Annotated in this window: 9 protein-coding genes; all 9 read left to right on the forward strand. The window is 59.3% G+C overall.

The window, feature by feature from the left end:
- The 9 genes from AC5Y3P_RS09455 (at position 1) to AC5Y3P_RS09495 (ending at position 14,997) form a co-directional block, all read left to right on the forward strand.
- Complete coding sequence (locus AC5Y3P_RS09455) at positions 1 to 1,401, forward strand: tyrosine-type recombinase/integrase (RefSeq protein WP_346404737.1); 1,401 nt, start codon at positions 1 to 3, stop codon at positions 1,399 to 1,401.
- Positions 1,398 to 3,212 carry a hypothetical protein gene (locus AC5Y3P_RS09460; protein ID WP_100482397.1) on the forward strand — a complete coding sequence of 605 codons (1,815 nt, stop codon included), beginning with the start codon at positions 1,398 to 1,400 and terminating at the stop codon, positions 3,210 to 3,212. The genes AC5Y3P_RS09455 and AC5Y3P_RS09460 overlap by 4 nt, the downstream gene beginning before the upstream one ends.
- Positions 3,209 to 5,275: a hypothetical protein gene (locus AC5Y3P_RS09465; RefSeq protein ID WP_346404739.1), complete on the forward strand. Its 2,067-nt coding sequence runs from the start codon at positions 3,209 to 3,211 to the stop codon at positions 5,273 to 5,275. Before AC5Y3P_RS09460 ends, AC5Y3P_RS09465 begins: the two co-directional genes overlap by 4 nt.
- Positions 5,272 to 5,691 carry a hypothetical protein gene (locus AC5Y3P_RS09470; protein ID WP_346404741.1) on the forward strand — a complete coding sequence of 140 codons (420 nt, stop codon included), beginning with the start codon at positions 5,272 to 5,274 and terminating at the stop codon, positions 5,689 to 5,691. The genes AC5Y3P_RS09465 and AC5Y3P_RS09470 overlap by 4 nt, the downstream gene beginning before the upstream one ends.
- 123 nt (positions 5,692 to 5,814) lie before the next feature.
- Positions 5,815 to 6,006 carry a helix-turn-helix domain-containing protein gene (locus AC5Y3P_RS09475; protein ID WP_346404742.1) on the forward strand — a complete coding sequence of 64 codons (192 nt, stop codon included), beginning with the start codon at positions 5,815 to 5,817 and terminating at the stop codon, positions 6,004 to 6,006.
- Between the two features lie 2 nt (positions 6,007 to 6,008).
- Positions 6,009 to 9,278 carry a helicase-related protein gene (locus AC5Y3P_RS09480; RefSeq protein ID WP_346404743.1) on the forward strand — a complete coding sequence of 1,090 codons (3,270 nt, stop codon included), beginning with the start codon at positions 6,009 to 6,011 and terminating at the stop codon, positions 9,276 to 9,278.
- Complete coding sequence (locus AC5Y3P_RS09485; protein WP_346404745.1) at positions 9,275 to 9,931, forward strand: DUF4391 domain-containing protein; 657 nt, start codon at positions 9,275 to 9,277, stop codon at positions 9,929 to 9,931. Before AC5Y3P_RS09480 ends, AC5Y3P_RS09485 begins: the two co-directional genes overlap by 4 nt.
- An 18-nt stretch (positions 9,932 to 9,949) precedes the next feature.
- Positions 9,950 to 11,911: a site-specific DNA-methyltransferase gene (locus tag AC5Y3P_RS09490; RefSeq protein ID WP_346404746.1), complete on the forward strand. Its 1,962-nt coding sequence runs from the start codon at positions 9,950 to 9,952 to the stop codon at positions 11,909 to 11,911.
- Between the two features lie 5 nt (positions 11,912 to 11,916).
- On the forward strand, positions 11,917 to 14,997 hold the full coding sequence (locus AC5Y3P_RS09495) for a type III restriction-modification system endonuclease (RefSeq protein ID WP_500045646.1): 3,081 nt from the start codon (positions 11,917 to 11,919) through the stop codon (positions 14,995 to 14,997).
- Positions 14,998 to 14,999 lie beyond the last annotated feature (2 nt).

Genomic DNA, 14,999 nt, shown 5'->3' on the forward strand with positions numbered 1-14,999 from the left:
GTGGAGCTCTACTACGCGAACTGGAACCGAGTCCGCGAGATCGGAAATCACGACCTCGATGTAGGCAGTTCTCCAATAGTCCCGACCGGTACGCCGATCATCGTGGACGACGCCATGCGGCCGTTGGAACCATGGTGCACCTTCCTTCGGCTCTACAGCCAGAACCTGCGGACAAACTCGATATACGCCTACGCCCGTGACGCATTGGAGTTCGGACGGTTCTTAGAAGCGAGAGGGGTCGGAGTACTGGATGTATCCGAGCGTGACCTCGTCGCCTTTCGGCAGCACCGTCGCGACCAAGGCGTGTCGGCCAGATCCTGGTCAAGGCATCTCGTTGTCATTCGAGCCCTCTTTACGTACCTGCACGAAACGGGGCAGCGCGACCATCTGCCCTGGATTCAGGTCGGGAGCAGATCAGTCGTGACTCCGAGAACTCCGCGTACGGAAATGAACGTACGAGCGCTTTCGCAGAGGCAATGGATTGCTCTGCGCAACATCGGCTTTGGTGGTGGGCTCCCTTCAGGAGAACTGGACCCGTCATATCGCGGCCAATCGACCGTCCGAAATGTCTGTGCAGTCGACCTGGCCCTGACCAGCGGGATGCGTCTCACCGAGTGGTCCACGCTGCTGGATGCCGAGATCCCCTCGTCTGATGGCGGCGCTTCGCTGATGCTTGAAGCATGTGCGAAGAATGCGCGCCGCCGACGGGTCTATATTCCGTGTTCAACCGTCAAAACCGTCGACCTCTACCGCGGCACGGAACGTAAAGCCCTTGTCCGCAAGGCCCAGAACGCTCTGCAGCGCAAGCTACCGACGCTGGCGATTGCCACCCACATCGATCCGGCTGCGGGCAAGCTCACGTACCGTCACCACGGGATCGAGAAGCGCGCGGAGTTCGCGATGATCCCTCCCGATGTGCGCCGCGTCCTGGTCCGAGTGGACGAGACCGGAAGCATCGAACCCTTGTCGCTATTTGTGGGCAAGGGTGGACACCCGCCTTCGCAACGGCGCTGGCACCAATACTTCGAGGACGCCAACGACCGCCTTGCCGCGTTTGCGAGTGCAACCCCCACCATGCCTCCTGCGGTCACACCCCATGACCTGAGGCACACATTTGCTGTGGTCATGTTGCGTAGCCTGCAGCGTCGCGCTGCACAGTTGGAACAGCGCAGGAACAGAACAGGATTTGGCACCATCAGCGAACACATTGTGCACAATCCGCTTCTAACTCTGCAGCGTCTACTCGGACACGCCAGCCCGTCCACAACGATGATCTACCTCCGGTACGTCGATGAGTCAGATGAGTTGATCCAGCGAGCCTTTGAATCCTGGAGCGACAACACCCGCGACTACGCCACTTACGTTCTGGACGAGCTGGAACGGGAGGCCCAGACGTCGTGACGTTCGATGACCGTGAACCGCGCATAGTGCACTTCCCGCCCGGCGGAAAGATGAAGTCGGCGCGAATCGACCCCAGTAAATATGTCGCCGCACGGCTGGTCGCCGAGTTGGCTGACGTCTGGAAAGAGGCCGCCGAGCACCTCGACCTCACACCCGGGACCGTCTCTCGCCTAGGCGGGGTCATCAGACGAGTTGGCGAGTTCTTGACCGACCGCGCCGACCGATTTCTCACGTTGTCCGGCGACGGCGCCGAGGTTGCGCGTCGGCTGCACGACTGGGAATCGGCCATGGTCGTGCGCTATCCGCCACCCAGCGTGCACGCAAAAGACCTCGGTATGGAGTTGCGCAATCACGTCTCCCGATATCTCCAATCACACAGGGTGTTTGAGGGTGTGCTCGTGGACTGGGCCAACGCATGGGTGTTGGACGGCAGCCCATGGGAGGGCTTGCCGCTCGACGAGTTCAGCAATAACGAACGCCTCCAGCTTGAGCAGACATGCCGAACGATCGTGCGCGACACCGAAGAACGTCTCGCCCGCGGCAACACGCTGCTGACCGCCGGGAAGGATCCTTGCCGGCACGGCTGGAACCGAGTGGAGAATGTTCTATGGGCGCTTCGGAACCTGCCCTACGACGAATCGTTCCATGCCCACCTGGCGGGGCCACGTCGAGCGCTGAATGGATGCGACGTCGACCGAGAATCCGGATTCAACCGCGATGCCCGCCTGAAGGCCCGCCCGTTGACGACCGCCGTAGGCGCATACCTGACGCCAGAGGATGAGTACCTTCTCGCGATCAGGGTGCTGCTCCACCTGCAAACAGGGTGGGCACCTGAGGAGAGCGGCCAGTTGCTACGAAGCGATATCGAGTTCGGCGAGTCTTCCGTCCGCGTACGAGCGACCAAGCTACGGGCCCAGCGGATCCGTTGGCACACGCTTTCCTCGGCCCCGCAGCCGCCCTGGGGATGGAAGGCCGGCGATCTCATTCGACGCGCCGCCGACGCGTTGCAGCATGCCCATGCGCTTAGTCCCGACGAGCCGCTCTTCTGGGTGACAGGTATCCGCTCAGTACGGGACCGGCGTTCTGACGAGTATCCCCAATATTGTGTTCGTGCAAGATATTTCGGATCGACAAATAGCCTCACCAAGCTGATTCATCGATATGGTCTTATAATCAGCGAACCGCACGACATGCGTCGGCTCCGTAAGACAGTGAAAAGCGCGCGGGCCGCGTTGCTCGGCACTCTCAACGGCGCCGCCGGCGACGACCACTCCGTCGAGGTCTTCCGGGGTCACTACGCCCAAACCACCACGGTTCACACCATCGCGGCACAGACGGTCCTGCGCGCCCAGCGCAAAGTCCTCGAACGCGCATCAAACGGACCGACGTTTATCGACGCGACCGCCGCCGATGTCGCCGCCAGGCCAACAGACTCCGATGTAGCGACCCTTGCCACGTCGGTGGCCGAAGAATCACCCACCGAGCAGCAACTGACACTCTCGGCATGCCGAGACCCCTACGATCCGCCGGTCGGGGAAACAGGCTCGTTGTGCCACGCTTCGCCGTCGCTGTGTCTGCAGTGCCGAAACGCCGTCATCTTCCGCGACCACCTGCCACGCCTCGTCGTATACCGCGACGTGATCGATGACATTGAAAAAACCATGCCACCAATACAGTTCAGCGAGGTTTACGGCCAGCAACGCGTGAACATCGACGCCGTTCTCACCGAGTTCACCATCGACCACATCGAAGGCGCGCGCCAACAAGCCGCACACCTTCATCGACCGCTCGGACAGAGGGCAGAACAGTGACCCGCCAACTCGCCTCACCGATGACGGCGGCGTGGGAGCCGCCCTTCGCTCCCGACGAACCCGTCCTACCAGCGGCTCGCCGGATCGCGCCCGGTCCTGAGCCGCGATTCGGCGATATGCCCCGATGGGATCTGACCGCCGGCGGAATCGCCCCGAACCTAAGCCCTTCTCGCGCGTGTCTGCGTTTCGACGACCTGCCCAAGGACTGGGTGCCGATCGCCAAGACGCTGGCAATGGTGATGCTGCAACCAACTCACAGTGTCGTTCGCGAAGCTCACGTCTACCGGTCCAACCGGCCCTACAAAGTCAAATCGATCCAGCACGCCCTCGCCGAGATGCGACACCTCGCTAGATGGGCCGAGGACCGCGACTACACGGCAGACCTGTCGCAATGGACCGACGATGACAGCGAGGCTTATCTCGCTTCGGTTCGCGCCACCCGCGCAGCCACCGCCGAGCATTCCGCGAACGATCTCTTGCGCCACCTGGTGACCTTCGGGCCGCTGATGCAAAACGGCGGGCTGCGCGTAAGGGTAGGAAGTTCCACGACTGGCAGCTCAGGCGAGATCAAAACACCGGTCATCCGTCCGGACGCATTCTGGCCACTGATTCGCGCCTGCTGGACCTACATCGACGTGTTCGCCCCCGATCTTCTTGCCGCCCGCGACGAAATCGACACACTGGATGCCCGCCCGCGTCCCGACAAACGACTGACGGCGCAAACCATTGACCGTGCGATCGACACCTGGCTCACATCACCCGGCAGCTTCATTCCACTGCACATCTATACCCTCGGCCGCGGAAAAGCCGGTGAAATCAACTGGGATGGCCTCACGTTATGCACCACACCGCGCCTACAGACTGAAAACTTCTACAACCGGTGCGGACTCGCCCGCCAACAACACGTGCGTGACGCGATCGCCGCCGGCGTGCCTACCAGATTCGGTTATGCCAGCATGACTCCCACCTTGATCGACCGTCCGGACGGGACACGCGGACCATGGACGAAGGGGTTCGACCGCGTCATCGTCAGTAAAGAACTCACTCAGATACGCAATGCCGCTTACATTTTCGTTGCGATCATGACGATGATGCGTGATAGCGAGGTCCAAGGAATCGCGTCCGGAGCCATCGGCACCCATTACGGCGCACCGGCGGTAACCAGCATTCTTCACAAAGGTCAGACAGGTGGCGGTACAGCGCATCGCTGGTGGGTAAGCCCACCGGTCGTCCGGGCCCTCGAAGTCGCTGAGCAAATCACCCGCGACCCCCGCAGGCTGTTCGGCAGCGTCCGCACCGGAATCAACCGCGACCTCACCGGGTTCGACCAGCATGAACAGATCCGCTCCTTCATTAACTGGGTGAACGACCACTCGCCCCACAACGGATTGGTACCGATTCCAACAACAGCGTTGGCGCCGCATATGTTTCGAAGAACCATGGCCGTCATCACCGCCAACGAACCTGACGGTGAGATCGCACTCGGAATCACTCTCAAGCACAACGCCACACGCGCACTGGCCAATGCGACCACCAGCGGCTACGCCGCACCAACACCCGAGTGGGCCAAAGAATTCGAACATCACGCGAAAGAGGCCGCCGCCGGAGAACTCGTCGCCGACTGGGCCAGGCACGCCGACGGTGAACGAGCCGCACGCGGCCCGGGCGCCACCACATTCGTAAACGGGCTGGCCAACGTCACTGACCGTGCCGAGACCACAATCGCTATCGGCAATGAACGTATGCTCCGAAGTCTGCTCCGTGATGAATTCGCCACCATCCGCTTAGGCACCCTCAACCACTGTCTTGGTGACCCTGGCAAAGCGCTCTGCCTCGAAGGCGCATCCGCCGCCGTCAAAGCCGGCGGTCCCATCCCAAGCATGTGCCAACCGGCCACCTGCCGAAACTCAGTCATCGCCGACAAGCACCTCCCGATCTGGCAGCAGGAGGAAACTGATCTCGTTGACAAACTCAAGGACAAGAAAATGGCACCCATCCACCGCCATCGCCTCGAAGCCCAACTTTCCGACGTTCGTCGAATCACCCACCAAGAGCCCAAATGACCACCGTCAGCCCGGCCACAGAAAAGAAGCTGCGCGACGCCATGCAACGACTGCTCGCAGGCCAGCCCAAGCGCACCGACGGACGCCTCACCAAAACGAACCTTCACATCGAGGCCGGCGTCAGCCGCGCCTCCATGAATCGCGCCGACGCCCTCATCGCCGACTGGAACACGGCTGTCGGCACACAGACCGCCCCCCGAGACGCCCAGATCATCGAACTGCGAGAGGCGGTCTCCAAGCTCAAGCAGACCATTGTGACGCTACGTCAACGGAACACTGAGCTCGAGAGAAGGAACCAGGCCGCTGTAACCCTCATCGCCGAACTCCACGCCCAGCAACGTGCGGTTCGTGGCGACGAGCCGCACGGCACAGTCACGCCCTTACCGGATCGTCAGGCACGTAGACGCTGGAGATGATCGCGAACCGACCCCCCGTCCGCGACACAGGAGGTTGAACCCGCAAATACCCGGTCTAAAGCGGTTCATCCCGTTAGGATCGGGTAATCGGCACATTGGGTGTCGATAGCCAGGAGGTAGCCCGTGCCCGAGCCATGGCTGTCAGCTGACGACATCGCCGCCCACCTGGGTGTAACCAAGGACACCATCTACAGCTGGATTGCAGAGAAGGCGATGCCAGCGCACAAGGTCGGACGCCTGTGGAAATTTCAATCCGCCGAGGTCGATGACTGGGTGCGTCGCGAAGGCGCGGCCGGCGATACCGCCCGGGACTGACCGTGCGCATCATCGACAACGTCAACGAACTCCTGGGTGACGACCTCAAGGCCGAGGTGCGTCCGGGCTCGAAGCTGCGGATTGCGGCGGCGACCTTCTCGATTTATGCATTTGAGTCCCTGCGCAAGGAATTGGACCGGGTTGAGGAGCTTGAGTTCATCTTCACGTCGCCATCGTTCGTCGCGGCGAGCGCAACCGATCAACTGCCGAAGGAACGGCGGCAGTTCTTCATCCCCCAGGCCTCCGCCGGGGAATCGTCGCTCTACGGTTCGGAATTCGAGATTCGGTTGCGAAATCAGCTGACGCAGCGGGCTATTGCGCGGGAGTGCGCGGACTGGGTGCGCCGCAAGGTTTGCTTCCGGTCGAACCGGACCGGTGCGCCGATGCAGCAGTTTGCCGTCGTGGATGACAGGGTCGCTTACCAACCGATCCAGGGTTTCACCTCAGCTGACCTTGGATACGAGCGTGGCAACGCGGTGTCCAACATCGTCACCAGGCTCGACGAAGCGCCGATGGCGTCGCAGTACGTCGCTCTGTTCGACCAGATTTGGAACAACCCGCACCAGCTCGAAGACGTGACCCAGACGGTGCATGACCATATTGCGAGCGTGTATGCGGAGAACTCGCCGGCCCGGATCTACTTTCTGATCCTGTACAACCTGTTCTCAGAGTTCCTCGGCGACATCAGCGAGGACGTATTGCCCAATGACCGCACCGGCTATCAGGAGACGCAAGTCTGGCAAAGCCTGTACAACTTCCAGCGTGACGCTGCGACCGGGATCATCAACAAGCTGGAGACCTACAGCGGGTGCATCCTCGCCGACAGTGTCGGTCTCGGCAAGACCTTCACGGCGCTGGCGGTCATCAAATACTACGAACTGCGCAACAAGTCCGTCCTCGTGCTCGCACCGAAGAAGCTCGCTGAGAACTGGACTAATTACAACGCCAACCTGACGACCAATATTTTCTCCCGCGACCGCTTCAACTACGACGTCCTTGCGCACACCGACCTTTCCCGCACCAAGGGTGAGTCCTTGGGCTTGCGGCTCGACCGCATTAATTGGGGCAACTACGATCTCGTTGTCATTGACGAGTCGCACAACTTCCGCAACGCCGATTACGCGGAAGAAAAGGAGTCGCGCTACCAACGGCTCATGCGGCAAGTCATTCGCGAGGGTGTCAAGACCAAAGTCCTCATGTTGTCGGCCACCCCGGTCAACAACCGATTCAACGACTTGAAGAACCAGCTTCAACTTGCCTACGAAGGGGAGTCGGAGAACCTCGCCCAGCACCTGAACATCTCGACCACGGTCGAGAAGGTGTTCAGCGACGCTCAGCGTGTCTTCAATGAGTGGTCAAAGCTTCCGACCGAATCACGCACGGCCGAACGCATTCTGCAGATGCTCGACTTCGACTTCTTCGAACTGCTCGACTCGGTCACTATCGCCCGATCCCGCAAGCACATTCAGGCGTTCTACGACACTACAGAGATCGGTGCATTCCCGCAGCGCCTGCAGCCGGTCTCGATCCGTGAACCGCTCTCCGATCTGCCCAACGTGCCCACTTTCAACGAGATCTTCGGCCAACTCCAAGCGCTCACCTTGGCCGTTTACACCCCGCTGGCCTACGTGTTCCCGAGCCGGATCAGTAAGTACGAGGACCTATACAACGTCAAGGGTGGCACCGCACGTTCCAACATCGGGCAGCAGGGGCGGGAGCAGGGCTTGAAGAAGCTCATGACCGTCAATCTGCTCAAACGATTAGAAAGTTCAGTTGAAGCGTTCCGATTAACTCTCGCCAAAATCGAAGGCGCAGTGGATAAGACTCTGGGGCGACTGGAATCGCACACGGGTTCTCTGCCCGAGCTCAACGTCGACTTCGCTGGCCTCGACCTAGATGTCGACGACGAGGACGACGCGAACGTTGAAGCCCTCTCCTTCGGAGAGAAGATCAAGATCGACCTCAACGACGTAGACCTAGAGTCCTGGCAACGCGACCTATGGAACGACCGCGAAACGTTGCGTGAACTACTCGACGAAATGCGCAAAGTCACGCCAGACCATGACCTCAAACTACAGAGACTCAAGCGACTCATCGAGGATAAGACCGCCCACCCCATCAATCCCGGCAACCGGAAGGCGCTGATCTTCTCCGCGTTCGCCGACACCGCGCAGTACCTCTACAAAGAACTCGCGCCGGCACTCGCCGATACGGGCACCCAGACCGCGCTCGTCACCGGCGGCGCCCACGCCGCGAAAACTACCCTGGGCACCGGATACGACTTCCAGCAAGTGCTCACGCTGTTTTCCCCGAAATCCAAGCAACGTCACCTCACCATGCCGAAAGAGACCGCTGAACTCGACCTCCTGATCGGCACCGACGTGATCAGCGAAGGTCAAAACCTCCAAGACTGCGATTACCTCGTCAACTACGACATCCACTGGAATCCGGTACGAATCATTCAGCGCTTCGGCCGTATCGACCGCATCGGCTCGACCAACGCTCAGATCCAGCTGGTGAACTTTTGGCCCGACATTTCCCTCGACGAGTACATCAATCTCAAGGAACGCGTCGAGAACCGTATGGTTATCGCCGATCTCGCCGGCACCGCCGACGACAACGTCCTCACCCTCGAAGAGGGTGACGCGGCGTTCCGCAAGGAACAGCTCCGCAAGCTCCAGGATGAGGTCATCGAACTCGAAGACGTTCGAACCGGTGTCTCCATCACAGACCTCGGGCTCAACGACTTCCGCATGGACCTCCTTGCGTACCTCAAGGACTACGGCGATCTCGCCACCACCCCGAAGGGACTTCACGCAGTTGTTCCCGCAGACCCCGAAAAGGGTCTGCGGCCAGGCGTATTGTTCGCGCTGCGCAACGTGAACGCCGACGAGGGCATCAACCGCGGGAACCGACTCCACCCGCACTACCTGGTCTACCTCGACGACGACGGCACCGTGATTGCTGACCACACCGAGGCCAAACACCTGCTCGACCTGATCCGCACAGGTTGTCGTCCGTACAACGAGCCCGTTACGGCTGTCACCCGCGTGTTCAACACTGATACCGGTGAAGGTGCAGAAATGGGCAAGTACTCCGAATTGCTCACCGCAGCAATCCGATCCATGGTCGATGTTACCGACGAACGCGATATCGACAGCCTGTTCACCGGGGGGCACACAACCGCGCTGACTCAAGAGATCGCGGGTCACGATGATTTCGAACTCATCGCCTTCATCGCCGTCATCGAACCTGACGAAATGAAGTTATGACCGGTTTCCTTTACCGTTGGCCGACGGCCGCCAAGTTTGGTCGTGTGGTCCCCAAAACCAAGTTCTACGAACACGGTTCGATCTCGGTCGCTCTGCGTGAGAAGTTTGTGGACGAGATCCAGCGCATCACCTGGGCTTACAAGCTTGCCGAAACAACCATCAATCTCCCCGGTAGCAAGGACGTCCCTGAGATCCAGGTCTTTCAGATCGAGGCTAAGGGTTCCGATGTCAGCGAGGCCGTCCTTGCATCGATCGACAAGACGGTGCGGACACCGATCATCTTTGAGATCGTCCGCGACGACAGGCAAGTACGGATGACCGCGACACACAAACAGACCGGTTCCGGTGCGCCCAAACTCGGTGCCTACTACACCACCGGATGGCACCCCGAAGACGCTGAACGTCAGCCGCTGCCGACCACCATCACTGTGCCGGCCCTGTACACAGCACTCCTCCAACCGCTGAGCGGTATATCGACACGGCCTGGCGAAGAACTGTCGGAGGTGTCCGCAAGACTGGACGCGACACGCAAGCTCCAACGCGAGATTGCCGCACTCGAACGGAAACTCCGCACCGAGCCACAACTCAACCGCAAGGTTGAACTACGGCGCACCCTGAAGAAAAAGCAGTCAGAACTCGAACAGCAAAGGTAACCCGTGGAGAAACAACGCATGACGTCACCCGATCTGACCGAGGTTCACATCGACAAGGTCGCCGAATTGTTCCCGAGTGTCATCACCGAGACACTCGACACCGACGGAAACCCGAAGAAAGCCATCGACTTCGACCTCTTGCGCCAGGAACTATCCGACCACGTAGTCGAAGGGCCACAAGAGCGCTATCAACTCGACTGGCCAGGCAAGCGAGAAGCGGCTTTCGCTGCGAACGCGCCGATCGCTAAGACCCTCAGACCAATTCGTGAGGAGTCCGTCAACTTCGACACAACCCAGAATATATTCATCGAAGGCGACAACCTCGATGCTCTGAAGCTACTGCAGGAGTCGTACCTCGGCAAAGTCAAACTCATATACATTGATCCGCCCTACAACACTGGTAACGACTTCGTCTATGCCGATGACTACGCGACGACCACAGACGAGTACTTGCTGCGTTCAGGCCAGACCGACCAGAACGGTGCAAAGTTGGTTGCAAACCTCGAATCGAATGGACGGTTCCACTCGGACTGGCTGACCATGATCTATCCTCGCCTCCGGTTGGCGCGGAATCTTCTCCAGTCTGATGGGTACATCGTCGTCAGTATCGATGACGGCGAGTTTTCGACGATGGAACTTCTTCTTGACGAGGTCATGGGAGCAGACAATAAGCTCGGAGTGCTCGTGTGGGATCGCAACCGAAAAAATGACGCACGGTTCTTCTCAGTTGGACACGAATACATGCTTGTGTACGCCCGGAACAAGGCGGACCTCCTTGAAACGGATACACGCCTCCGTGAACCACAACCTGGAGTCGACGAAGCCCGCGACTTGATTGGGCAGCTCAGAGCTCGTTTCGGCGACGACTGGGAATCAATCCAGACGGAGTGGCGAAAGTGGGCGAGCGGGTTCCCTGCCAGTGATGAGAGGCGAAAGCTTGGTCGCTTTAGCAAAGTTGGACCGCGTGGGCCTTTCCGTGATGACGGCGACATCTCTTGGCCCGGCGGCGGCGGTCCTCGTTATGACGTATGTCATCCGGCGACAGGCGCACTGTGCAAAGTACCCCCAAGAGGGTGGGTCTTCCCGAACAAGGCTCGTTTTGATGAAATGGTTGCGAACGGCAACGTTGTTTTCGGCCCTGACGAATCGACTCTGCCTCGACGCATTCGCTATCTCTTCGAGTCCGAGGGGCTCGTCATGGGATCAGTCCACTACAGCTACGCGCAAACTGCTGCCGTTGACTTCGCCCAACTGATGGGTGGAAAGGTCTTCGACAACCCTAAGAACTGGAAAGATCTGCGTCGCCTCATTGAGTACTTGAGTGGACCTGACGACATCGTTCTTGACTTCTTTGCGGGCTCGGGCTCGACTGCACATGCGGTCCTCGACCTGAACGCAACCGCTGGCAGCACCCGCCGCTTCATCATGATCCAGATCGCCGAAGAGCCAGACCCGAAGTCGGAGGCAGCCAAGGCTGGCTATTCGTCCATCGCAGAGATCACCCGGGATCGCATACGTCGAGCTGCCTCAACAATTATCGACGGGCTAGGGCTTGCTGGTGACGGAATCGATGTCGGATTTCGAAACCTGAAGGTCGACACGACGAATATGGCGGATGTGCTGCAAACTCCGGACGAAACCGGTCAGCAAGCACTCGCTGAGCTGGAGAACAGTGTGAAACCCGGCCGGTCGGGCGAGGACCTTCTGTTTCAGGTGCTGCTCGACTGGGGTCTCGAACTGAGCATGTCGATCGTCGCGGAGAAGCTCGAAGGTCACGAGGTATTTGTAGTTGAAGACGATGCCCTTATCGCCTGCTTCGATTCGGAGGTCAGCCCAGAGTTAGTGCGAGCCATTGCACAGCGTGCACCAACTCGGGCCGTGTTCCGCGACTCCAGCTTCGCCTCCGATGCTGCCCGGATCAACGCGGAACAGATCTTCCGCGAGTTGTCCCCGTCGCTGACCGACGTGAAGGTCATCTGACCCTGATGAAACTTCAATTCAAAGTCCAGCAGTATCAGACCGACGCGGTCGACGCAGTGGTCGAAGTCTTCGCCGGTCAACCGAAGAGCGACGGCATTTCATATCGCATTGATCCGGGCAAGGCGAAGTCACCAACCGACCCAACGTTGTTCGAGCCGAAGACAACGCCTCATTCGGGTATGCGCAATGCCGAGATCGTGCTGACGCCAACACAGTTGCTGGGTAACGTTCAGCATGTTCAACGATCCCGAAACCTACCGCTGTCCGACAAGATGGTGGATAGCAAGGCTGCCCCGGGTGCTCCGAATCTCGACGTGGAGATGGAGACTGGCACCGGTAAGACCTACGTCTACATCAAGACGATCATGGAACTGTACAAGCGTTACGGTTGGTCTAAGTTCATCATCGTCGTCCCATCGGTCGCGATCCGCGAAGGCGTGAAGAAGTCGTTCGATGTGACGGCCGAGCATTTTCAACAGATATACGGCACCAAGCCGCGTCCGTTCATCTACAACTCATCCCAACTCCATGAGCTGGAGCGATTCAGCTCGGACGCTGGGGTGCAGGTAATGATCATCAACATTCAGGCGTTCAACTCGACGAGCAAGGACAACCGCCGCATCTACGACGAGCTCGACGACTTCCAATCACGGCGACCCATCGATGTCATCAGTGCGAACCGGCCGATCGTGATCATCGACGAACCCCAGAAGATCGGCGCCCCAAAATCGTTGGAGGCTCTGTCCCGATTCAACTCGCTTATGGTTCTGCGCTACTCGGCCACCCACAAGGTCGAACACACGAAGGTCCATCGGCTGGATGCCCTCGACGCTTACAACCAGAAGTTAGTCAAGAAGATCTCAGTACGAGGGCTCACAGTTAAGGGGCTGGCCGGCTCGACCGCCTACCTGTACCTCGATGCGATCGAGATCGCCAAGGGGGCAAAGCCTCGTGCCCGCGTCGAGATGGAGGTGCAGACAAAGGGCGGACCGATCAAGCGCCAAGTCAAGCGCCTCGACGTGGGGACGAACCTGCACGACGTTTCCAGTGGCATTGAGGCCTATAAAGGCCTGTTCATCACCGACATCGACGCCAGCCGAGACGTGCTCGAACTCAGCAGCGGTGACGTTGTCACGGCTGGGCAGCTCGCTGACCGCGACGTCACTGAAGAAACTAAACGCCGCATCCAGATCCGCGAAGTGATCCGAGCCCACCTCGAAAAGGAACGAGAGCTGTTCGCGCAGGACATCAAGGTGTTGTCGCTGTTCTTCATCGACGAGGTTGCAAAGTACCGCGACTATGAACGCGAGGACACACTGGGCGACTACGCGCGTGTATTCGAAGAAGAGTATGTGGCGATCGTCGAGGAGATTCTCGGCGAGCTGGAGCTCGATGCTGCAACTGCCGCCTACCAGGACTACCTACGCCGCGACCAGGTTCGCGCAGTGCATGAGGGCTACTTCTCCATCGACAAGAAGACCAAGCACGCGGTCGACGGACCGGTACACAAGACAGGTGATGAGAAGGGTCAGTCCAAGGACGTCGACGCCTACGACCTGATCCTCAAAGACAAAGAACGCTTGCTGTCTTTCGCCGAGCCCGTCCGGTTCATCTTCTCCCACTCCGCCCTCCGTGAAGGCTGGGACAATCCCAACGTCTTCGTTATGGGCATGCTCAAAAAGAGCGACAACACAGTCTCACGACGCCAGGAAATTGGACGCGGCCTGAGACTGGCCGTCGACCAGCATGGTGAACGCATGGACAACCCAGTCACCGTTCACCACATCAACGAACTCACGGTCGTCACCGACGAGTCCTACACCGACTTCGTTTCCGGACTGCAGAAGGAAATCGCCGAGACGCTTGCCGCCCGGCCCCGCAAGGCGAGCGTTAAGTTCTTCACCGGCAAGACCATTCACACCGAGTCGGGGGAAAGCGTGGTCGAAGAGAAGCTGGCAACCGCCCTTTACTTCCACCTCGTTCAAAACGGCTACGTCGACGAGGAAGGACTAGTCACCGACAAGTACAAGGACGACAAAGAGTCTGGTGCCCTCTCCGAGCCGGCATCAGACACTCTTAAACCGCTGATGGCGCACCTTTGGCCATTGGTCGACTCGCTCTACATCGACCTACCTGTTCCGACCGACAACCGCAAGGGCAAGAAGATCCCGCTCAACGAGGCGAACTTCGCCAGGAAGGAGTTCCAAGCGCTCTGGCAGCGAATCAACCACAAGGCCGTCTACCAAGTCGAATTCGATTCAGCCGAACTGATCCGTAAGTGCGTCCAGGCACTCGACAAACACCTCAACGTCGCCTCGCTGCAATACGTCGTCCAAGCAGGCACGCAGAAGGCGTCCCTCGGCGCCGGCGATCTCTCCGCAGGCACCGGGTTCGGCGTATCGAGCAGCGAGACCCACACCGACACCGTCTCTTCCAGCTCCCAGGTCCCATACGACTTGCTTGGGGAGATCGCCGAGAAGACGCAACTTACCCGACGCACCACGGCAGCGATCCTCACTCAAGTCGCCCCGGAGACGTTCGCGAAGTTTCGGCTCAACCCGGAGCAGTTCATTACCGAAACCGCCCGACTCATGAATGAACAGAAGGCCACCGTAATCGTCGAACACCTGGCCTACGATGCGCTCGAAGATCACTTTGACACAGCGATTTTCACCGAGAATCAAACCAAACAGGAACTCACCCATTCGGGTGAGAAGCTGACGAAGCACATCTACGACTACGTCGTCACGGACTCCAAAGTCGAACGCGAGTTCGTCACTGAGCTCGACACCAGCAAAGAAGTTGCGGTCTACGCCAAACTGCCACGCGGATTCTTCATCCCGACCCCGGTCGGCGACTACAACCCAGACTGGGCCATCGCTTTCACCGAGGGAACCGTCAAGCACATCTACTTTGTCGCCGAAACGAAGGGTTCTCTCTCATCCCTCCAGCTTAAGGGAGTCGAGGAGGCCAAGATTGAATGCGCCCGGAAGTTCTTTACGTCGGTCAACGAAAAGAACGGTCATGACGTCATGTATCACGCTGTAACCAACTACACCGAGCTGATGCAACTCGTGACGGCGTGAAC

The sequence above is a fragment of the Mycobacterium sp. NGS45 genome (genome assembly GCF_059812645.1).